At 35.6% G+C, this 22,375-nt stretch carries 22 protein-coding genes; 14 read left to right on the top strand and 8 right to left on the bottom strand.

The features are described 5' to 3' along the window. Positions 1–103: 103 nt before the first annotated feature. The 5 genes from RMR09_RS01080 (at position 104) to RMR09_RS01060 (ending at position 2,922) form a co-directional block, all read left to right on the top strand. Positions 104–448 carry a type II toxin-antitoxin system RelE/ParE family toxin gene (locus tag RMR09_RS01080; RefSeq protein ID WP_310593989.1) on the top strand — a complete coding sequence of 115 codons (345 nt, stop codon included), beginning with the start codon at positions 104–106 and terminating at the stop codon, positions 446–448. Then, entirely contained in the window at positions 432–734 is a 303-nt protein-coding gene (locus tag RMR09_RS01075) for a helix-turn-helix transcriptional regulator (protein WP_310593988.1), read from the top strand. Before RMR09_RS01080 ends, RMR09_RS01075 begins: the two co-directional genes overlap by 17 nt. Positions 735–882: 148 nt before the next feature. After that, a complete protein-coding gene (locus RMR09_RS01070; RefSeq protein ID WP_310593987.1) occupies positions 883–1,536 on the top strand; it encodes a carboxypeptidase-like regulatory domain-containing protein in 654 nt (217 codons plus the stop codon). 324 nt (positions 1,537–1,860) lie between these two features. Continuing rightward, entirely contained in the window at positions 1,861–2,289 is a 429-nt protein-coding gene (locus tag RMR09_RS01065) for a type I restriction endonuclease (protein WP_310593986.1), read from the top strand. A 78-nt stretch (positions 2,290–2,367) separates the two neighbouring features. Further along, positions 2,368–2,922 (top strand): hypothetical protein, encoded by a 555-nt coding sequence (locus RMR09_RS01060; protein ID WP_310593985.1) that lies wholly within the window; start codon positions 2,368–2,370, stop codon positions 2,920–2,922. 73 nt (positions 2,923–2,995) lie between these two features. Here the strand turns inward: RMR09_RS01060 and proC are convergent, their stop codons facing one another. The 6 genes from proC to serS all read right to left on the bottom strand — a co-directional run bounded on the left by proC (position 2,996) and on the right by serS (position 9,676). Continuing rightward, entirely contained in the window at positions 2,996–3,772 is a 777-nt protein-coding gene (gene proC, locus RMR09_RS01055; RefSeq protein ID WP_310593984.1) for a pyrroline-5-carboxylate reductase, read from the bottom strand. A 28-nt stretch (positions 3,773–3,800) separates the two neighbouring features. Beyond that, complete coding sequence (mgtE, locus tag RMR09_RS01050) at positions 3,801–5,150, bottom strand: magnesium transporter (protein WP_310593983.1); 1,350 nt, start codon at positions 5,148–5,150, stop codon at positions 3,801–3,803. Then, complete coding sequence (gene rsmA / locus RMR09_RS01045) at positions 5,140–5,919, bottom strand: 16S rRNA (adenine(1518)-N(6)/adenine(1519)-N(6))-dimethyltransferase RsmA (RefSeq protein WP_310593982.1); 780 nt, start codon at positions 5,917–5,919, stop codon at positions 5,140–5,142. Before rsmA ends, mgtE begins: the two co-directional genes overlap by 11 nt. Positions 5,920–5,954: 35 nt before the next feature. Beyond that, on the bottom strand, positions 5,955–6,269 hold the full coding sequence (locus RMR09_RS01040; protein WP_310593981.1) for a DUF4286 family protein: 315 nt from the start codon (positions 6,267–6,269) through the stop codon (positions 5,955–5,957). Between the two features lie 201 nt (positions 6,270–6,470). Continuing rightward, the gene (locus RMR09_RS01035; RefSeq protein ID WP_310593980.1) at positions 6,471–8,249 is read right to left on the bottom strand and encodes a tetratricopeptide repeat protein; all 1,779 of its coding nucleotides are present in this window, start codon (positions 8,247–8,249) and stop codon (positions 6,471–6,473) included. A 155-nt stretch (positions 8,250–8,404) separates the two neighbouring features. After that, complete coding sequence (serS, locus tag RMR09_RS01030) at positions 8,405–9,676, bottom strand: serine--tRNA ligase (protein WP_310593979.1); 1,272 nt, start codon at positions 9,674–9,676, stop codon at positions 8,405–8,407. A gap of 214 nt (positions 9,677–9,890) precedes the next feature. On the opposite strand from serS, the gene metG reads away from it, so the two are divergent. The 3 genes from metG (at position 9,891) to RMR09_RS01015 (ending at position 13,380) form a co-directional block, all read left to right on the top strand. Then, entirely contained in the window at positions 9,891–11,963 is a 2,073-nt protein-coding gene (gene metG / locus RMR09_RS01025; protein WP_310593978.1) for a methionine--tRNA ligase, read from the top strand. Between the two features lie 75 nt (positions 11,964–12,038). Continuing rightward, a complete protein-coding gene (locus RMR09_RS01020; protein ID WP_310593977.1) occupies positions 12,039–12,722 on the top strand; it encodes an HAD family hydrolase in 684 nt (227 codons plus the stop codon). 34 nt (positions 12,723–12,756) lie between these two features. Beyond that, the gene (locus tag RMR09_RS01015; protein ID WP_310593976.1) at positions 12,757–13,380 is read left to right on the top strand and encodes a chloramphenicol acetyltransferase; all 624 of its coding nucleotides are present in this window, start codon (positions 12,757–12,759) and stop codon (positions 13,378–13,380) included. A gap of 52 nt (positions 13,381–13,432) precedes the next feature. On the opposite strand, the gene RMR09_RS01010 is transcribed toward RMR09_RS01015, so the two are convergent. After that, entirely contained in the window at positions 13,433–13,756 is a 324-nt protein-coding gene (locus RMR09_RS01010) for a single-stranded DNA-binding protein (RefSeq protein WP_264534083.1), read from the bottom strand. 225 nt (positions 13,757–13,981) lie between these two features. Here RMR09_RS01010 and RMR09_RS01005 point away from each other — a divergent pair, with 225 nt between their 5' ends. From RMR09_RS01005 to RMR09_RS00985, 5 genes are read left to right on the top strand one after another with little or no spacing between them, the layout of a single operon-like run. Then, positions 13,982–14,332, top strand: a complete 351-nt coding sequence (locus RMR09_RS01005) for a hypothetical protein (RefSeq protein ID WP_310593975.1) — start codon at positions 13,982–13,984, stop codon at positions 14,330–14,332. Between the two features lie 26 nt (positions 14,333–14,358). Beyond that, entirely contained in the window at positions 14,359–16,767 is a 2,409-nt protein-coding gene (locus tag RMR09_RS01000; RefSeq protein ID WP_310593974.1) for a M28 family peptidase, read from the top strand. Next, entirely contained in the window at positions 16,768–17,571 is an 804-nt protein-coding gene (locus RMR09_RS00995; RefSeq protein ID WP_310593973.1) for an SDR family oxidoreductase, read from the top strand. A 1-nt stretch (position 17,572) separates the two neighbouring features. Then, entirely contained in the window at positions 17,573–18,496 is a 924-nt protein-coding gene (locus RMR09_RS00990; RefSeq protein ID WP_310593972.1) for an EamA family transporter, read from the top strand. 20 nt (positions 18,497–18,516) lie between these two features. Further along, positions 18,517–19,416 carry an AraC family transcriptional regulator gene (locus RMR09_RS00985; protein WP_310593971.1) on the top strand — a complete coding sequence of 300 codons (900 nt, stop codon included), beginning with the start codon at positions 18,517–18,519 and terminating at the stop codon, positions 19,414–19,416. 55 nt (positions 19,417–19,471) lie between these two features. On the opposite strand, the gene RMR09_RS00980 is transcribed toward RMR09_RS00985, so the two are convergent. Then, positions 19,472–21,535: a M13 family metallopeptidase gene (locus RMR09_RS00980; RefSeq protein ID WP_310593970.1), complete on the bottom strand. Its 2,064-nt coding sequence runs from the start codon at positions 21,533–21,535 to the stop codon at positions 19,472–19,474. A gap of 134 nt (positions 21,536–21,669) precedes the next feature. Between RMR09_RS00980 and RMR09_RS00975 the strand changes: the two genes are divergently transcribed. Further along, the gene (locus RMR09_RS00975; RefSeq protein ID WP_310593969.1) at positions 21,670–22,335 is read left to right on the top strand and encodes an SCO family protein; all 666 of its coding nucleotides are present in this window, start codon (positions 21,670–21,672) and stop codon (positions 22,333–22,335) included. Positions 22,336–22,375: the final 40 nt, after the last annotated feature.

Below are 22,375 nucleotides of genomic sequence, written 5' to 3'. Positions count from 1 at the left end.
GCAGCTATTAGCAAGTTAATGTCATTTCTACTATACAGAAATGAACATTTAAAAATTTCAAAAAAATAGTTGCAAATGTTGTCTAATCAGTTAACTTTGTATTATGGATACCGACAGAAAAGTCATTGCTTATAAAAGCTATTTTCTAGATTTTTATAAGAAACAATCTGATCCCGTTCAAGCAAAAATAGAATGGACTCTTAAATTAATCGAAGTTACTCCACAAGTTCCTAAAAAATATTTCAAACATTTGGAAGGTACAAAAGGACTTTATGAAGTAAGAGTTGAAGTAGGGAATACAATATTTCGTATATTTTCTTTTTTTGATAAAGGAAATTTAGTTGTTCTTGGCAATGCTTTTCAGAAGAAGACGCAAAAGACACCGAAAGACGAAATAGAAAAAGCACTAAAAATAATGAAAGAATATCAAGATGAAAACAAAAAATAATAGTACGACTTTAGACCAAATTCTGGACGCGAAATACGGAAAAAAAGGAGCGCCAAAACGTGAAAATTGGGAACAAGAGTTTGAATCTTTCCGACTTGGGATTCTACTTGAAGAAGCCCGAACAAAACTAGGGATGACACAAGAAGAGTTAGCTCAAAAATGCGGAACCAATAAATCCTATATTTCAAGAATTGAAAATAATTCGTCTGACATTAGACTATCTACTTTAATGAAAATTATCCAACAAGGACTTGGCGGACAGCTGAAATTAACCTTACAGTTGTAAGTTCCAACGTAGAACTCTTAAACTAGCATTTGATAATTGAATAAAACCCTCATTTTCAAATTAATCCATTTCAAATTAAAATAACCCCGAATAATTGATGAAGTTTATAATTAAAATCCCGAAACCTTGTAATGAAGATTGGAGTAAAATGACTTCAACAGAAAAAGGTATGTTTTGTTCAAATTGTAAAAAAGAGGTATTAAATTACCAATATTTTTCCAATGATCAACTTGTAAAAAGTTTAAATGAAAATGAACCTATTTGTGGGCGATTTTCTACTAATCAAATTGACAAAACATTACACACGTCACAAATAAAACAAAATCAAAGCATTGCGTTGCTTATGGGTTTTACATCCTTCCTTTTATCCACACCTGTTTTTTCACAAAATGAAAAATCAAAAACTGAAATCACTGAGAATAAACTAACTTCTCAACAAGTAGAAATGAATTCGACTGAATTTATTGAGTTGTCTGGAAAAGTTTTGGAAAAATTGAATACTAATGAAAAAAACGCTTCTCTTCCGGGGGTTACAATAGTTCAAAAAGGCACCGATAACAAAGTAGCTTCAAATTTTGATGGAGACTTTTCCATCAAAATTCCTAGTAAAGATTTTGAAGATAAAGTAGTACTCCTATTTAATTATATTGGTATGGAACCTAAAGAAGTTGAAGTTTTTAAAGCTAATAAAAGCTTAAAAATAGAAATGGTTCAAAGTCAAGATATGCTAATGGGTGAAGTTGTAATTGTGAAATATAAAAAAAGAAGCATTTTTAAGAGAATCAAAAATCTATTCAAATAATTAATCTTAATCAGACGAACTCACTCCATTACCACACAAAATAAAATTCGACGAAGTCATACAATTCAACTAGAATAATTGCTCCCCTACAAATTTTCAAATTAGTTCATTTTCAAATTAAAAAAATTGCTACATTTGAAAAGCCCTAAAACTGCATTGGATTCCAAATCAAATTCCTTTACAGATTTTATTTTAATTGCAAACGACTGAAATCGTTTGTAGGCATTTTTTGTATTACATGCATATATTTTTGAATTGGTCTAGAAGCCATAATCACTTATATATTGCAAAAGTATAAATGTTTATAACCTAAAAAAAGTAAATATGGATTTGAAAGACCAACTTAAACTAATTGCAGAAAGAACTAAACACAAAGAAAATATTCAAACTGAAGAAGCTACAAAAAATGCTTTTGTAATGCCTTTTTTACAAAGTTTGGGTTACGACGTATTTAATCCATTGGAAGTTGTTCCTGAATTTATAGCTGATTTAGGAATTAAAAAAGGAGAAAAAATAGATTATGCAATATTTAAAGATGGACATCCAACTATCTTAATTGAATGTAAAGATTGGAGACAAAATTTGAATATTCATGATGGTCAATTATTAAGATATTTTCACGTATCTAAAGCAAAATTTGGTTTGTTGACAAATGGTATAACTTACAGATTTTATTCTGATTTAGTTGCCCCAAACAAAATGGATGAAAAACCATTTTTGGAATTCAATATAACCGAAATCAAAGATAATTAAATTGAAGAATTAAAAAAATTTCATAAAGCCAATTTCGATGCTGAGAGCATTGTAAACACAGCTAGTGAAATGAAATTTATGAATGAACTTAAACATTTACTTAATAAAGAACTTTCAGAACCATCCCCAGAATTTGTAAAACATTTTGCAAGACAAGTTTATCCTAGCGTTATAACCGCTAAAATATTAGAACAATTCACTGACTTAACCAAAAAATCTGTTCAACACTATATTAGTGATTTAATTACTGAAAGACTGAAAACTGCTTTGTCAAAAGAAGACGAAAAAAATAAAATTGAAAATCTTTCTGAAAATAGTCTAGAACGAAACTCTGAGGATATTAGTAAAATAAACACTACTGAAGAAGAACTTGAAGGTTTTTTAATAGTTAAAACCATTTTGAGACAAAAAATTCCAGTATTAAGAATAACTTACAGGGATGCACAATCCTATTTTTCTGTATTTCTTGATGACAATAATAGGAAACCTGTTTGTCGTTTATACTTTAATGGCAACAAAAAATTCATAGGACTATTTGATGAAAACAAAAAAGAAACAAAAAATGAAATTGGAACTTTAGATGATATTTTTAACTACTCTGCAGAATTATTGGCTACAATTGACCTTTATTAAAAGAAATGATTTTACAGTTCTATAATAGTTTTAAACAAAAAAGCCGCTATTTACAGCGGCTTTGTATTTATTATTACCCCTTAATCTGTTTCAAGGACGTTTTAATTCCTCTAATTAAAGACGAACTAAAACCGTGCATTTCCATTTCGTTCAAACCAGCAATCGTGCAACCTTGAGGTGTAGTTACTCGGTCAATCAATTGTTCAGGATGGGTTTTTTCTTCTAATAGCATTTCGGCAGCACCTTTTACAGTTTGTGCAGAAATCGCCAAAGCCGTTTGCCAGTCAAATCCAATTTCGATACCTGCTTGCATCGAGGCACGAATGTAACGCAAAGCAAAGGCCGTTCCGCTGGCTGCTAAAACAGTAGCCGCATCCATTAATTTTTCGTCAATAATCGGAGCCGTTCCTAAACCTTCAAAAAGAGCTACTACTTGTTGAGCCGCTGCTTTGTTGTTTTCTTGAAACGCAATACAAGTCGCCGATGCACCAAATTGAGCCGCAATATTCGGCATGATGCGCACCGCTTGATGAGTTGCGCCAATTTTATTTTGTAAGTTTTCAATAGACAAGCCACTCACTGCCGAAGCAATAGTTTTGTTAGCTATTACAGGCAAGATTTCGGCCAAAACAGTATCTACTTGATATGGTTTAATTGTCAAAATAATAATATCTGCGTCTTGGATATTCTGTTTGTTATCAGTAGCCACCGTAACACCTAATTGTTCTAAGTGTAAAATACTTGCCGTATTTCTTCTGGTAACGGTTACTTGATTGCCTTCGGTAAATTTAGCAATCCCAATAGCGATTGAGGCTCCTAAGTTACCTCCGCCAATAATGTGTACTTTCATGTCTATGTTGTTGTGTTGTTGTAATTTTTTATACTCCCAAAATCAATTTTGCAATGGTAAAATACAAGATAATTCCAAATACATCATTGGTAGTCGTGATAAAAGGTCCTGTAGCAATAGCAGGGTCAATTTTTTTCTTATGGAGAAATAAAGGCACCAAAGTTCCTAAAGTAGCGGCAAATAAAATCACTACAATAATAGAAATCGAAATGGCTAATCCTACTTGGAATTGCCCATACATAATGGTATGATAAGCCAAAACGAGTAAAGAAATAATAGTTCCAGAAATCATAGCTACCGTAATTTCTTTACTAAAATAGTCTCTGCTAAATCCTTTTAAAGTACCATTAGCCAAACCTTGTACAATAATTGCTGAGGCTTGTACCCCAATATTTCCCGCAGTTGCCGAAAGCAATGGCATAAAAATAATCAACGTATAAAATTCTTGCGAAGTCGCTTCATTCCCTTTCAACACATACGAGGCTACTAATTCAATTAGCATTCCCATAATCAACCAAGGCAAACGCGCTTTGGTATGTTCGTACACGCTGTCATCTGCTTCTACGTCTTGGGTAATACCCGCCGCCATCTGGTAATCCTTGTCGGCTTCTTCCTTGATAACATCTACGATATCGTCAATGGTGATTCGACCTACCAAACGACCTAATTCATCCACTACAGGAATGGCTTCTAAGTCGTATTTTTGCATGATCCGCGCTACCTCAATATCTTCGGTATCCACATTCACCGAATTCAGTTTTCGGATATACACATCGTTAATTGGGGTTCTTGAAGAAGTAGTCAACAAATCTTTAAGTGACAAACGTCCTTTCAATCGGTCTTCATCATCCACCACATAAATGGAATGGACTCTTGAAATATTTTCAGCTTGAATGCGCATTTCTTTCACGCACGTCAGCACATTCCAGTTTTCGTTCACTTTCACCAACTCCTTGTGCATGATTCCCCCCGCTGTATCTTCAGGATAACGAAGCAAATCCACAATGTCTTTGGCGTGTTCTACGTCTTGCAGTTCCGAGATTACCTCAGCCTTGATTTCTTGCGATAATTCGGCAATAATATCCGCAGCATCGTTCGTTTCTAACTCGTCAAGTTCTTCTGCAATCTCTTTTGGCGAAAGCCCTTTTAAGATATTTTCACGTAAATCGTCCTCTAATTCTAGCAGAATTTCGGCCGTTTTATCACTATCTAAAACTTTAAAAATATACGTTGCCTCATCAAAATCTAGCTCGTCTAAAACTTCTGCAATATCAGCATGGTGCATGTCATTCAACAAAACTTCCAACTGCTGGTCGTTTTTATTTTGAATGAGTTGCTCTAATTCTTGAATTAGTTCTTTGCTGATTTTAAATTCCATCGGCTTCGATTTTTTGAGTGAGTGCTATAAAATCCTCAACGCTAAGTTGTTCTGGACGAAGATCTAATACTTTATCTTCTCTTAAATTATCTGACAAATTTAAGGTTTTTAAACTGTTACGCAAGGTTTTTCTGCGTTGTTGAAAAGCCGTTTTTACTACCGTGAAGAATAATTTTTCGCCACAAGGCAAACTAAAGTCTTCTTTTCGTCTTAAACGCATTACCCCCGATTTTACTTTCGGGGGCGGATTAAAAACGTGTTCATCTACCGTAAACAAGTATTCGGCATCATAAAAAGCTTGTGCCAAAACCGACAGAATTCCATAGGTTTTACTACCTTTTTTCTCGCAAATGCGTTCCGCCACTTCCTTTTGAAACATCCCGGAAAACTCTGGGATTTGATGACGAAACTCCAAGGTTCTAAACACAATTTGAGTCGAAATATTGTACGGAAAATTCCCGATAATAGCGTATTGCTTCCCTTCAAAAATTTCATTACAATCGTATCGTAGAAAGTCTTTTGAAATGATTTTATCTTTCAATTTCGGATAATTGGCATCCAAATACGCCACCGACTCCGTATCGATTTCAATCACGTAGGTATTGGTGGGTTTATCCAACAAATATTTGGTTAAAACACCCATTCCAGGCCCTATTTCTAACACATCATTATAGCCTTCTAAACTCAACGTATCAGCAATCGCTTTTGCAATGCTTTCGTCTTTTAAGAAATGTTGTCCGAGATGTTTTTTAGCTTTTACTTTTTCCATTGAGTCATTGCGAGGCACGAGGCAATCTCGCTTTTTTAATTATGTTCAGAAATCAATTCCAATTCCGTTCTAAAAGCCAGCATTTTTTCGCCAAATAACTGGTAACTTTCTTGACGGAATCGGGGCGCATCTTCTTCGTAATATTGTTCCAAAGTGGCTTTACTATCCGTTGTAAATTGAACTGAATAGGTGGTTCCACCCATTTCTTCCTCAATCAACACTTTTACAATTTTAGCCGAAGAAAATTTTCCTGTAGCAAAAATCGCTGGAATTCTAGTTTGCTGCATCCATTGTAACCATTGGTCTTGAACGCTTTCGTGTATGTTTACTGTAACGTTGTAAAGTATCATTTTTTTATTTATTTCGTATTCGTTTATTTGAAATTTTACCATTAAGGTATTAAGAATCATTAAGATGGAATGTGAAAGCTGGTGTATCATACACAAACCTATGAAACCTTTTACTTAATGTAACTTAATTTCTTAATGGTTCTCAAATTTTAAAAATTGCTATTTGTTTAACCAAATAAACAAATAACCACATAACCTTTTTTATAAATTAGTATCCCCTCGTAATTCCCTGAATTTTCGTCTCGCCTCCACAAAATAAATACTGTCTTGGTGGTTGAAAATTAACTTTTCGTACAATGGCTTGGCTTTTTCGGGCAACTGCAATTGATTTTTATACAATTCTGCTGAAAAATAAAGCGCTTCATCTACATAAATCCCGTCCGAATGCTGCTCAATTATGCTTTGGTATTGGCCTAAAGCCAAAGAAAAATCACCTGTTTTTTCGTAAATTCTTCCCAATCGTAAATTTGTGACAGCTTCGATTTCTTGGCCCTTGAACTGTTTCAAAATCGCTTGAAAAGCTTGAATCGCTTCCTGATTTCGATTTTGGTATTCCAAATAATCCGCTTTGGCAAAAGCCTTCAAAGCCACCTGTGTCGAATCGGCTACGGTATTGTCATTGATGAGTAAAAAATACTCCAAAGCATCATTGGCAATCAATTGTGTACTCGCCGATTTCAACTCTTTGAATTGTTTCAACGCCCATTCTAAATCGGTTTTGAAATAACTCGTTTTAGCCGCTTTCAAACTCGCTTCGTGCGCCACAGCATCATTCTTCAAATCGTTTTCAATTTGCGAATAATACAACAACGCCTGATTGAACTTTTCTTCGTACAGCAAAATATCCGCCAATTCCATTTTGGCCTGAGCCACTTCGTATTCGTTCAATGGCAATTCCAACGCGGTTCGGACAATCGCTTTACCCGCTTCAGGCTTTTTTAAATTGAACGTCAAAAAATGCGCTTGCATGAGTTGCAAAGATAAGGTAAAAGGACTGATTCCGTATTTCGTCACTAAAGCCGATAATTCAGGCTCAATAGTCCCCCATTCTTTTTCGGGTGTGGTGTCTATTTTGAGTTGCATCAAATACCCATTCGCCTGCACCAATAATTCGATGTCGGTGGTGTTTTCCAAAACAAAATTGAAGATGGTTTTGGCGGTTGCCTCGTCTTTTTCTTCAATCGCCAATTGGGCTAAATTGACAATGGTAGTTAAGGATTCGGGATTGCGTTTATAAATCGCTTTTTCTTGAATAAAGGCTTTGCCAAATTCCTTTTGTTGGATATACAACCAACTCAAAAATTGATTCCAATACACCTCTTGATGTTGTTGCGTTCTTGCAATAAGTGCTTTGCGCAAATTAGTAGAAAATCCTGCATCACCTTCGTCAGTCATAAAACGCGAAAATTGATTCTGAATTAAAATAGTACTCTCGGGATGGGTAAACGCCTCATCTAAAAAGGTGTTAATCATCTTATCCGTATTGCCTAATTGCCCGTACAACAACCCCATTTGATAATTGAAATTAAAATTAGGTTGCAATTGCACTGCCATTTGATAGGCTTGTAACGCATAGTCTAGCAACACTTTTCTCTCAAACGAATTGGCTATGCCATACACTTCATTAGGATTGGATTTGATTTTAGCCAAAGCTTGTTCAAAATACTTTTGGGCTTTGTCGTCCTGTTGTTGGATTTTATAATTATAGCCTAGTTCTACCAAAAGCGAACTTTGTTTGTACTTGTCGAGACGCGTTTGAATGGCTTTTTCGGCAAGGTCAAACTGTTTTAATTGTTGGTAACAATCAATAGTTCTAATGAAGTATTGGTAATTTTGAGGAATGGATTGCAGCAATTCTTCGTAGCTGATTTTGGCTTTTTCAAAATCGCCTTTGTCGTAATAATACTGCGCTAATTGCTCGTTTTGAGAAAAACCAATCAATGAAAAAAACAGGCTGATATGTAGGAGTAGTTTTTTCATTGAATACAATTATTTTTTTAACCATATAAGGCATATAAAGTTGTATATGTTATTGCTTCACCGCATTTATGTGATTTCTCCTGCGTCGAAATGACAAAATTCATTCCTTTTTATTTAAGCCTTAAATGAACTTATATGCCTTATATGGTAAATTTTTAATCTATTATATCAAACCCGCAATACGGACGCAATACTTCTGGAATTACGATTCCTTTTGGTGTTTGGTAATTTTCTATAATTCCGGCTAAAACTCTTGGCAATGCCAATGAACTTCCGTTTAGGGTGTGTGCCAATTGATTTTTTCCGTCTTTGTCTTTGAAACGCAATTTCAAACGATTGGCTTGGAATGTTTCAAAATTAGACACAGATGAAATTTCTAACCAACGGTCTTGCGCTGTAGAAAACACCTCAAAATCATAGGTCAATGCCGAAGTGAATCCCATATCACCACCACACAAACGCAAAATTCTGTAGGGTAATTTCAATTCTTGTAAAATGTTTTTCACGTGTTCTACCATGCCGTCCAAGGCTTCATACGATTTGTCTGGATGCTCCACACGAACAATTTCTACTTTATCAAATTGGTGCAAACGGTTCAATCCACGAACGTGCGCTCCATACGACCCCGCTTCACGACGGAAACATGGCGTGTAGGCGGTACACAAAATAGGCAATTCGCTTTCGTTTAAAATTACATCGCGGAACAAATTGGTCACCGGAACCTCAGCCGTTGGAATCAAATACAAGTCGTCAATGGTCGAGTGGTACATTTGTCCTTCTTTGTCGGGCAATTGTCCTGTTCCATATCCTGACGCTTCGTTTACCAAATGCGGTACTTGCATTTCTTTGTAACCCGCTGCCGTATTTTTATCTAAAAAGTAATTGATTAAAGCTCTTTGCAATCTTGCGCCTTTTCCTTTGTACACTGGAAAACCAGCCCCTGTAATTTTCACCCCCAACTCAAAGTCGATGATGTCGTATTTTTTTACTAATTCCCAATGCGGTTGCGCGCCTTCGTGCAAAACAGGAATAGTCCCTTCTTCAAAAACGTTTAGGTTTTCTTCTGGTGTTTTTCCTTCTGGAACAATATCGGCTGGTAAATTAGGTAGCGTATATAATTTTTGCGTCAATTCTTCGGCTAAAGCCTCCGCTTTTTCCGCTAAATCTTTGCTTTTTTCTTTTAACGAAACGGTTTTTTCTTTTAAAATAGCGGCTTTAGCTTTTTCGCCACTTTTCATCATTTCGCCAATGTCTTTGGACAATTTATTAGATTCGGATAAAGTGTTGTCTAATTCCACTTGAGTAGCACGACGTTGTTCGTCTAATTGAACTACTTCGCCTACAATTTCCTTGGCATCGATGTTTCGTTTTGCCAAAGCTTGGATTACTTTTTCCTGATTCTCTCTAATAAATGCAATTTGTAACATAGCTTGATTTTTATAACTCTCTGTAATTTTTTGCGCCTTGCGCACGCAAATTTAAGGAAATGTTTGTTAAGAATGCGACAAAGTTTTTAGTTTTCCAAAGCTTACAGCCTTTGAAAGGCTGGAAGCTTTAAAAGAATCCTTAGTTGTCCCTATGATAAAAAAAGTTATTTTTGCACTCATTCTGAATTCATTTCAGCATTTTTAAACTGTTATTATGTTAGAAAATCCAACAAGATATACCATTACGGCAGCCTTGCCTTACACTAACGGCCCAATTCACATTGGCCATTTGGCGGGGGTTTACGTGCCTTCAGATATTTATTCTCGTTATTTGCGTTTACAAGGAAGAGACGTGTTGTTTGTTTGCGGAAGCGACGAACACGGCGTTGCCATTTCGATGAAAGCCAAAAAAGAAGGGATTACACCCCAAGAAGTTATTGATAAATACGATGGCATTATCCGTAAATCGTTTGTGGATTTTGGAATTTCATTTGATAATTACTCTAGAACTTCGGCTGTAATTCATCACGAAACGGCTTCGGAATTCTTTAAAACCTTGTATGACAAAGGCGATTTTATCGAAGAGGTAACCGAGCAGTTGTATGATGCTAAAGCGGATCAATTCTTGGCAGACCGATTTGTAACAGGAACTTGTCCAAAATGCAGTAACGAAGAAGCCTACGGAGACCAATGCGAAAAGTGTGGTTCGACCTTAAATGCTACGGATTTAATCAACCCGAAATCAACTATCACAGGAGAAACGCCTGTTTTGAAATCGACCAAACACTGGTTTTTGCCTTTGGATCGTTATGAAGATTTTTTGAAAGAATGGATTTTGGCAGGACATAAAAACGATTGGAAACCCAACGTATACGGTCAAGTAAAATCGTGGATTGATGGCGGATTAGAACCTCGTGCAGTAACCCGTGATTTGGACTGGGGAATTGACGTACCAGTTGAAGGTGCCGAAGGAAAAAAATTATACGTTTGGTTTGATGCGCCTATTGGCTACATTTCTTCTTCAAAAGAATGGGCTAATCGCGAAGGGAAAAAATGGGAACCGTATTGGAAAGACCAAGGGACTAAATTAGTTCACTTCATTGGAAAAGATAATATTGTGTTCCACTGCATTATTTTTCCAGCGATGTTAAAGGCGGAAGGAAGTTATATTTTGCCTGATAACGTGCCTGCTAATGAGTTCTTAAACTTGGAAGGCAACAAATTATCGACTTCTAAAAACTGGGCCGTTTGGTTGCACGAATATTTGGAAGAATTTCCAAATCAGCAAGACGTGTTGCGTTATGCTTTGACTTCAAATGCACCAGAAACCAAAGACAATGACTTTACTTGGAAAGATTTCCAAGCGAGAAATAACAACGAACTTGTAGCAATTTTTGGTAATTTCATCAATCGTGTGGTGGTGTTGACTAATAAATACTACAACGGAATTGTTCCTGCTCCAAATGAATTTTCGGAAGTGGACGAACAAACTTTAGCCGAATTAAAAGCCTATCCAGCGGTGATTTCGAGTTCTATTGAGCGTTACCGTTTTAGAGAAGCTTTGGGAGAAATGATGAATGCCGCTCGTTTAGGAAACAAATATTTGGCTGACGAAGAGCCATGGAAAGTCATCAAAGACAATCCAGAACGCGTACAAACTCAAATGTATGTTGCCTTGCAAATTGCCGCTGCTTTGAGTACGCTTTGCGAACCGTTCTTACCTTTTACAGCTAAAAAATTAAGTCGTATTTTAAAAATAGACCAACCGTTGAACTGGAATGCCATTGCAGAACATAGCAACTTAGTTGCAGCGGGACACCAAATTGGTGAAGCCGAATTGCTTTTTGCTAAAATAGAAGACGAAGAAATCCAAAAACAAATCAACAAATTGGAAGCAACAAAAACAGCGAATAAGGCCGAGATTGCTTCGTCCCTCGCAATTACCGAACCACAAAAAGAAGCAATTCAGTTTGAAGATTTTGCCAAAATGGATTTGCGTGTAGGAACGATTTTAGAAGCAGAGAAAATGCCAAAAGCCAACAAACTTTTAATCTTAAAAGTAGATACTGGAATTGACGTTCGTACCATTGTTTCAGGAATTGCCGAAAGTTTTGCTCCAGAAGATATTATTGGTAAAAAAGTAACTGTTTTAGTGAATTTGGCACCAAGAAACCTTCGTGGTGTAGAAAGTCAAGGCATGATTTTGATGACTACCAATACCGAAGGAAAATTAGTTTTTGTCAACCCAGACGCTGAGGGTGTTGGAAACGGAGAGACAATTAATTAGTACAACACAAATTTCACGAATTTCCACAAATGGTTTTTGTGAAAATTAGTGAAGTCTGTCTTTAAAATAAAAAATATGAAACCAAAAATAATAGCCTTTGACGCAGACGATACCCTTTGGGTAAACGAAACGTATTTTGATGAAACCGAAACTAAATTTTGCGAATTAATGCAAGATTATCTTTCGCATCAAGGTATTTCTCAGGAACTATTCAAAATTGAGATCGCTAATTTGAAATTGTATGGTTATGGCATAAAAGGGTATATCCTTTCGATGATAGAGGCTGCAATGAAAATTTCTAATAATACCATCCCAATGGAAGTGATTGAGAAAATTATTCTGTTTGGAAAAGAATTGCTTGACAAACCTATCGTATTACTTGAAGGTGTTGAAGAAACTTTAGAAGCAATAAAAGGGAAATACAAATTAGTTGTGGCAACAAAGGGAGATTTGTTAGATCAACGACGAAAATTACACAACTCAGGTTTAGGTCATTATTTTCATCATATCGAAGTTATGTCAGACAAACAAGAAATTGATTATTTGGATTTAATCAAACGTTTAGACATTCAGCCTTCAGAATTCTTTATGATTGGAAATTCGTTAAAATCTGATGTTTTACCTGTCTTAAACATTGGCGGACATGGAATTCATATTCCGTTTCATACTACTTGGGCGCATGAACGAATTGAACACACTATCGAACACGATAATTTCCGTGCTTTTGAAAAAATAACTGAGGTGTTACAATTGTTATAAAAACACCCTTTTCTCAAATTATAATGTACATAAAATGAAACAAAAACTCGACCTCAACAGTTGGAATCGAAAAGAACATTTTTTGTTTTTCAAACAAATGGATGAGCCTTTTTATGGCATTACTACCACAATAGATTGTACAAAAGCCTATGCCAACGCGAAAGCCCTTGGCATTTCTTTTTTTTCATATTACTTGCATAAAACCTTGAGCGCAGTGAATGCGGTGGAGAATTTTCGGTACCGTATTATAAAAGACGAAGTCTATGTTTTTGACCAAATTGATGCTTCGGCAACCGTGATGCGAGAAGATAAAACCTTTGGCTTTTCGTATATGGCTTTTACAGAAAATGTCAACGAATTTGCTCAAATAGTTCAAACTGAAATCGACCGCATCCAAACTACTACGGGAGTTTTCACACGAGAATACCCAGATAATTTAATTCATTTTTCAGCATTGCCATGGATTAACTTTAGTTCATTATCCCACGCGCGGAGTTTCACTTGGCCTGATAGTTGCCCAAAAATTTCTTTTGGGAAATTAACCGATGAAAAGGGTAAAAAAACAATGCCTATTTCTGTTCATGTGCATCACGGGTTGGTGGATGGCTACCATGTAGGTTTATTTCTTGAGCAATTGCAAGTGTTGATGAATGAATAAAAAAGCACAAAGTCTTTTGAACTTTGTGCCGTATTTAATACCCAACTTATTTCTATTTCCCTAACAATAGCACTTCATTAGCAACTATATCAGTGACATAACGTTTCTCCCCGTTTTTGTCTTCATACGTACGGTGGGTTAATTTGCCTTCAATGGCTATTTCTTTTCCTTTGGTCACGTATTTTTCTATAATTTCAGCGGTTTTACCCCAAGCCGTAACGCGATGCCATTCCGTTTGTTCTACCTTATCTCCGTTGTCTTTGTAATAGACATCATTAGTTGCAATAGTGATAGTGGCTACTTTTTTTCCTCCTTCTAAGTTTTTTACTTCAGGATCTTGACCTACTCTTCCGATTAATTGTACTCTGTTTTTCATGGCGTATAAATTTAAATGGTTAAAATAAAATGTGTTAACTGATTCATTTCAATCAACAGTGCAAAGATGTGATGGGTTTCTAAAATTATTCGGTTACTAACTATTTACTTTCGGTTGTAACTATTTGTAAGCATTTGTAAATGGAAAATAATTTATATATTTGATAGATTTTAAATATATTTATTGCGCATTATACACTATTTTAAGTCAAAAAATCCCAATCTTATGAATAAAAGCTGTTTAGAATGCGGAGATAAAATTATTGGCCGTGAAGACAAAAAATTTTGCAGTGATGGCTGTCGCAATGCATATAACAACAAAATAAACAAAGACAGCAACAATTTTATGCGCAACATTAACAACAAATTGCGCAAGAATTACCGCATTTTATGCGAGTTGAATACCGAAGGAAAATCAAAAACTACCCGAACTAAATTATTAAGCAAAGGATTTGACTTTGAGTATTTTACTACTATTTTGCAAACAAAAACAGGTAATACCTACTATTTTTTATACGACCAAGGTTATATGACCTTAGAAAATGATTATTACATGCTTGTCAAAAAAGATATCTAATACCACACCCAAATCTACCAAATCCAATGAAAAAAAACAATTATGCCCTTTACAGTTCGCTTTTCATTCTAGCCGTTCTTGCGCTAGTCTTTTTCACAATGATGCCCCAATGGACATCGGATGAAGAAGGCCCGTTAACCGAATTCTCTACTCAAAGAGCATTCAAACAAGTACGAGCTATTTCTCGTCAACCGCATTATGTAGGTTCTAAAAACCACGAAGAAGTAGCCGCTTATCTACTTAAAGAATTGCAACAATTAGGATTAGAAACTTCAATTCAAGAAGGCTATACATTGAGCGATTGGGGGAATTTGGTAAAATCAAAAAATATATTGGCTAGAATAAAAGGAAGCGGCAGTGCTAAAGCCTTATTGCTTTTATCTCATTACGATAGCGCACCACACTCGTATTCGTTAGGTGCCAGTGATGCGGGTTCGGGAGTAGCCACCATTTTGGAAAGCGTTCGAACTTTTTTATACACTAAAACCGCTCACAAAAACGATATTATTATTCTTTTTACCGATGCGGAGGAATTGGGTTTAAACGGAGCAGCACTTTTTGTTACCCAACACGAATGGGCTAAAGAAATAGGTGTTGTTTTGAACTTTGAAGCACGTGGTTCTTCAGGACCTAGTTATATGTTGATGGAAACTAATGGTGGAAATGCTGGTTTAGTTCAAGAATTTGCTGCCGCAAAAGTGCCACTTCCAGCATCCAATTCGTTAATGTACAGCATCTATAAAATGTTGCCTAACGACACCGATTTGACTGTTTTTAGAGAACAAGGCAATATTCAAGGATATAATTTTGCATTCATTGATGATCATTTCAATTACCACACGGCACAAGACGATAGCAAACATCTCAACAAAAAAACACTAGAACATCAAGGGACTTACTTAATGCCTTTGTTGCACTATTTTGCCAATGCCGATTTTGAGAAAACACACGCTACTGAAGATTATGTGTATTTTACCATCCCATTTACATTTATCAGCTATCCTTTCAGTTGGATACTGCCAATGGTACTAGTTGCTTTAGGTCTTTTTGTGCTATTCGTTTTTGTAGGTGTTGGAAAACGTATTTTGTCATTCAAAGAAATTGGGAAAGGGTTCATTCCTTTTCTAGGCGCTACTATCACTAGCGGACTGTTAGCGTATTTTGGATGGAAGATGTTACTTAATTATTATCCACAATACAACGATTTACTCAACGGATTCACCTATAACGGTCATTCGTACATTGCGGGATTTGGGACACTGACCTTAGCTATTTGCTTTGTATTTTATCATTTTTTCTCCGAGAAAAAAACTAGCATGAATCATTTTGTGGCACCCCTTTTCGTTTGGATATTGATTAATTGCGGTTTAGCTTTTGGGCTACAAGGAGCTGGATTTTTAATTATTCCCGTGTTTTTTGGTTTAATCGCTTTTGGATTTTTTATCCTGACTCAAAAATCAAATGGGGTACTTAATCTTATTTGTAGCATTCCTGCACTTTTGATTATTGCTCCTTTTATCCAAATGTTCCCTATCGGCTTAGGACTTAAAGTACTTTTTGGAAGCGCTATCTTGACAGTCTTAACTTTTGGGTTGCTAGTACCTGTCTTTGGAGCTTACACCAAAAAAGGAGCTTGGTCTTTATTATTTTTTGTACTTGCTGGTGTCTTTTTTGCGAAAGCTCACGTACAATCAGGCTATGAATTAGGCAAAGCCAAATCCAACAGCTTACTCTACATTTACAATGCCGATACACAAAAAGCCAATTGGGTAACCTATGACACTAATTTAGATCCGTGGACCAAAAGCTATTTAGGGAATCATCCTCAAAATGCTGATTTCATGAAAGACATCCCGCTATTTAGCAAATACAATTCAGGATTTACCTACGCTGCCGAAGCACCTAAAAAAGAATTAGCTGGTCCAACAATCGAATTTTTAAAAGACCAAACTAGTGGCGATCAACGACTACTTAAAATCAGAATTACGCCGAATCGAAACGTAAATCGTTACGATATTTTTGCCAATGAAAATATGACTCTTTATAATTTTAAAGCCAACGGAGTACAAGCTATTGGTCAAAAAGGTGAAAAATACGAACGTAAAAAAGGAAAGAAAATTCTAAGTTACTATGTAGTCGGAAACGAACCATTAGAGTTGGAATTTAGCCTAGATAAGTTCACTCCTTTCGACATGGAATTATTAGAAAGTTCGTTTGATTTAATGCGTAATTCTCTATTTCAAATGAACCGCAGACAAGATTGGATGATGCCAACACCTTTTGTTTTGAACGATGCCATTGTCATTCAAGAAAAAATTATTCCGAAACCTGTTGTCATTCCTTTAGTTAAAAAAGTAATTCCCGCTACCCAAGTTAAAGACAGTCTAAATGAACCAAAACCTGAAATCGAAACCGAGACTCCTAAAATACCTTAAATGACACAAATTAGTATTTTAGGCTGCGGATGGCTGGGTTTCCCTTTGGCGAAAGCCTTACTCCAAAAAGGATTTTTAGTAAAAGGTTCGACCACTTCAATGGATAAAATAGCTGCTTTAAGAACAGCGGGTATTGATCCTTTTATAGTGCAACTGGGCGAACAAAAGGTGAGCGATACCATCACTGATTTTTTAGCTAATAGCGAAATCTTAGTTGTGAATATTCCTCCTAAATTAAGAGGCAATACTACTGAAAATTTTGTCGCCAAAATTGAATATTTACTTCCGTTTATAGAAAAATCTACTGTTACAAAAGTGCTTTTTGTGAGTTCAACTTCGGTCTATGGCGAAGATAATTTACATGTTACCGAAGCAACTCCTTTGAATCCTGATTCAGAAGGCGGACGCCAATTGGCTGTTGTTGAAAATCTATTGCAAAAAAGCCCTCATTTCAAAACGACTATTCTTCGTTTTGGAGGTTTGATTGGAGAGGATCGAAATCCAGTTCGTTTTTTATCGGGTCGTGAAAATATTGAAAACCCTGAGGCGCCGATTAACTTAATTCATCAAGTGGATTGCATCGATATTATTGAAAAAATTATCGCATTAGATTCTTGGAACGAAGTCTATAATGCGGTAGCTCCCTATCATCCGAGCAGAAAAGAATATTATAGCCAAAAAGCACAAGAATTACATTTGGCTTTGCCTAAATTTGCCGCTACAAATAGTAGCATAGGGAAAACTATTTTGAGTGACAAGCTTATTCAATTGTTGCAATATTCCTATGTAAAACCGAATTTATAACGTGAGAACTCGAATCAAAAATGCTTTTTTAACCCGAATAAAGACTATTGGACTGCCCATTTTGGCTTTATGTTGGGTAAGCTTTTTTTGGGGAACTACTTGGATTGCCTCAAAAGAAGGGGTAAAACACATGCCTGCTTTGCAACTCGCTGCCATCCGACAATTTATTGGTGGATTTCTTTATATCACTTTCTTTTTATGGAAGAAAACACCTTGGCCGAAAGGCAAACAATGGAAATTCATTCTGATTTTGAGTGTGCTTAATTTTGTTTTAAGTAATGGACTCAGCACTTGGGGAGTTAAATATATTAGTAGTGGATTAGGTGCTATCATTGGGGCTTTGGTGCCATTATGGGTTGTAATTATTAGTCTTTTTAGAGGAGAACGTTTGGCTCGATTAGCTATTATTGGATTGATTGTAGGGTTCTCCGGAATTTGTGTGGTTTTTTACGACCATTTAAATGATTTTCTAATTTCTGATTTCCGATTTGGAATTTTCATTTCCATTATTGCGACCTTAACTTGGGCTTTTGGCACTTTATATACCAAGAAAAAAGCAACGAGTTTCAATCCGTATTTTGGTTTAGGATTACAAATGTTTATTTCGAGTATTTTGCTTTTTGCTTTTATAGGAGCTACGGGAACTTCGGTAAGTTTATCTGCAATTCCTGCCGTATCTTGGTGGGCAATAGGATATTTAGTACTCTTTGGATCAGTCTTGACCTTTATTGCATTCATTTATGCTTTGCAACGTCTTCCTTCTGAAATTAGCAGTATTTATGCTTATGTCAATCCTATAGTTGCGGTACTCCTTGGAACAATCATTTTTAATGAATCACTAAATCCTCCAATTGTCATTGGCGGAAGCGTTACCTTAATTGGTTTGTATATGGTGAATCAATCTATGCGAAAAAGCAAAAGATAAATCCCATTTATTTTAAAGAAATGAACGAAGATTATATCAAAAGAGTCAACAAAATTTTGGGCTATATTGACAACAATTTAAGCGCTGATTTATCATTAGAAACTATTGCTAAAATAGCATTCTATTCTCCTTTTCATTTACACCGTCTTTTTAAATCTATCACTAACGAAACTTTAAATGGTTATGTTACTCGCAAAAGAATTGAAAAAGCAGCTTCGGTACTGATGCATAAAAAAGAAGTTAGTATTTCAGATCTTGTTTTGCAGTTGGGCTTTAGTAGCAATTCGTCTTTTACAAGAGCTTTTAAAAAATATTACCAACAAAGTCCGAGTGATTTTAGAAAATCAAATAATAATTCATTTAGCAAGATTAGCCAAACGAATAGCAAGAAAGGAAAAGAAAGTAAAGAAACCGAAGAATACCTTTGTACTCCAGACAACTTAAAACAAAGGATACGAATGAATACTAGAATTGAAATCAAAGAATTACCCGCAATGGATTGGGCGTTTATCACCCAAATTGGTCCTGATGGAATGGATGCTGCTTTTGGCAGACTACTGCAATGGGCAATTCCGAAGGGGCTTGTGGGTGAGGATTTAAAAATGGGTCGTATCTTCCACGATAGTTTTAAGATAACCCAACCCGAAAAAGTACGAATGAGCGCTTGTCTCCTTCTTCAAAAAACTGTTGAAGTTAGCGGAGAAATTGGCCACACAACAACTCCAAAAGGCAACTACATTGTGGGGCATTTCATGATTGAACCTCATGATTTTGGGAAGTCTTGGCAATCCCTTTTCCTTTGGATGAATGAAAATGGATATAAAAAAGCCGACCAAAATCCGTTTGAAATAATCTACAATAATTATAACGAGCATCCTGAAAAAAAATGCATTGTTGACCTGTGCATTCCTATTGAATAAAAACAAAAAAACCGATTATTACTAATCGGTTTTTTTTTGTATTCTATAATTTATATTACCAAATTTTAACACGCTTTTCAGGAGCAACATACATTCCATCAGTAGGCTGGATGTTGAATGCTTCATAAAACGTATCTACATTTTGTAAAGGCACGTAAGCACGATACATTCCTGGTGAATGTGGATCTGTTTTCACTTGACTTTTCAGCGCTTCATCTCTCATTTTTGAACGCCAAATCGTTGACCAAGAAATAAAGAAACGTTGTTCAGGTGTATAGCCATCAATTAACCCTGGATTCCCATTGGCTTTCAAATACAATTGTAAACCATCATACGCCGCATTTACACCACCTAAATCTCCAATGTTTTCTCCTAATGTAAATTTACCATCTACAAAAGTTCCTGGCAATGGTTGTAACGCACTGTATTGTGCTGCCAAAGCTCCTGTTAATGATGTAAATTGTTTCAAATCGTCTGCTGTCCACCAATCTACTAAATTACCGTCGGCATTGTATCTCGCTCCTGAATCGTCAAATCCATGCGAAATTTCATGACCAATTACCGCTCCAATTCCGCCATAATTAACAGCTTCGTCTGCTTGATAATTGTAAAATGGGGGTTGCAAAATCGCTGCTGGGAATACAATCTCATTATATGACGGATTGTAATACGCATTTACCGTTTGTGGAGACATACCCCATTTTTCTTTATCAACTGGTTTTTTCAACTCCGCTAAATTTTCATTGAACGACCATTGCGAAAGGTTTTTTACGTTTTCAAAATAGGTTCCTCCATCAGCTGGTGCTTTGATTGCCAATGCAGAATAATCTTCCCATTTATCAGGATAACCAATTTTAATTCTTGATTTTTTCAATTTAGCAATAGCACTCTTTTTGGTTTCTTGAGACATCCAAGCCAAATTATTAATTCTGTTTTCAAAAGCCAAGAATACATTCTTAATCATTTTCTCAGCTTTAGCTTTGGCTTCAGCTGGGAATTTTTTCTCTACATACAATTTTCCTAAAGCTTCACCAATTGCACCATTAATCACTTGCAATGCGCGTTCTTCAAGAGGTCTTTGTTTCACAGCTCCTGTTAATGTTTTTCCATAAAACTCCCAATTAGCGGTCTCTAATTTAGTTGACAATTGACTCGTTGACTTATTTAAAAGTGTCCAACGCATATAGGCTTTCCAATCCTCTACTTTATTTTCTTTTAGAATTCCTTCTAAAGTAGTTAAGTATTTAGGTTGAGAAACAATTAATGAATCGGTTTTTGGTAATCCTATTTGAGTCAAGTAAATATCCCAATTAATGGAAGGAGTTAGTTTTTGCAAATCTTTCACCGTCATTGGATTGTACGATTTTCTTCTATCTCTTCGTTCTACTCTATCAAATCTAGGTTTTGACATCGCAGTTTCAAAAGCTAGTATTTTTTCGGCCTGAGACTGAGCTTCAGCTGGTTTTTCACCAATTAATTGAAGCATTTTGGCTACGTGAAGTACGTATTTAGCACGTTTTTCTTTCGAATCAGCATCTTCAGAAACGTAGTAATCTCTATCAGGCAATCCTAAACTCCCTGGACCAACATTAATTACATTTCTATTACTGTTTTTAGCATCTACACCAATTCCAACTCCAAAAAATCCTAAACCACCAACAGGTGCCATTTGAGTAAGTAAAGCTTGTAAATCAGCTGTGTTTTTTACTGCATTAATTTTAGCTAAATAAGGTTTTAATGGAGCATATCCTTGCTTGTTTCTACTAACAGTATCCATTATAGACTTGTACAAATTGATTGCTTTCCCTTGATCTGTATTCGATTTATAAATAGGATTTTTAGCTGCTTCTTTCAAAATAGCTAACGCATCTTCATCCGTTTTTTGACGCAGTTCGTCAAAACTTCCCCAACGTGTTTTATCGTTAGGTATCTGAGTGTTGTCTAACCAAGTTCCGTTGACAAATCTAAAAAAATCAGCGCTTGGCTTTACCTTTTGATCCATGAATTTTACATTAATCCCAGGTTGCTTATTCTCTGTTGTAGTTTGAGCTTGACTTCCTGTAACAGACAATATTGCAGGAATCACAAAAAGAACAGTACTCTTAAATAACTTTTTCATTATTATTAATTTATAAGTGATATGACAAATCTATTGATAAATTATTTAAAAATTTGATTTTCATGTTCGATTTTAATATAATTCCTTTAACAAACACACTTTTGAATTTTGTATTTTTGCATCAAACAATTTTGATGAAAGCTTTTTTTTACAAATATCGAATCTTCTTTGGAGTACTAATTGTATTTTCAGCAGTGACCATCTCTCTGTTTTATATGGCATTAAAACCTGCTAAATCTCTACCTATTTACAATCCCGCCGATGTCAATCCCGAATTAGTAGATAGCACCGTGCAATATGTGAGTAAGTACCATACCATTGCAGATTTTTCTTTTGTCAACCAAAATGGAAAAACCATTACCCAAAAAAATTATGAAGGCAAAATATATGTTGCTGATTTCTTTTTCACGACTTGTGGTTCTATTTGCCCAAAAATGACCACCAACTTAGAGGAAGTACAAAAAGCGATTCTCAATAATCCTAAAGTAATGTTGCTTTCTCACACCGTTTTTCCTGAAACCGATAGCGTTCCTGTAATAAAAGAATATGCCATTAAGCACCATGTTGTCGATAGCAAATGGAATCTTGTTACCGGAGACAAAAAAGCCATTTACACTATGGCTAGAAAATCTTATTTAGCAGTAAAACTAGGCAAGCCTGAAGAGTTGTACGATATGGTACATACCGAAAATTTTGTTTTGGTAGACCAAAAAAGACGCGTTCGCGGTTTTTATGACGGAACGAATAAAGAAGACGTGCAACGCCTGATTGAAGATATTGCTTTTTTGTCGGAACAATAAATCTACTTTTCGATTGATTTTTTTAGTATAAAAATGATAT

This window comes from Flavobacterium sp., from assembly GCF_031537875.1.
GTDB lineage: Bacteria > Bacteroidota > Bacteroidia > Flavobacteriales > Flavobacteriaceae > Flavobacterium.
The sequence above is the reverse complement of the archived record's forward strand: the minus strand, read 5'-3'. Positions and strand labels throughout refer to the sequence as shown.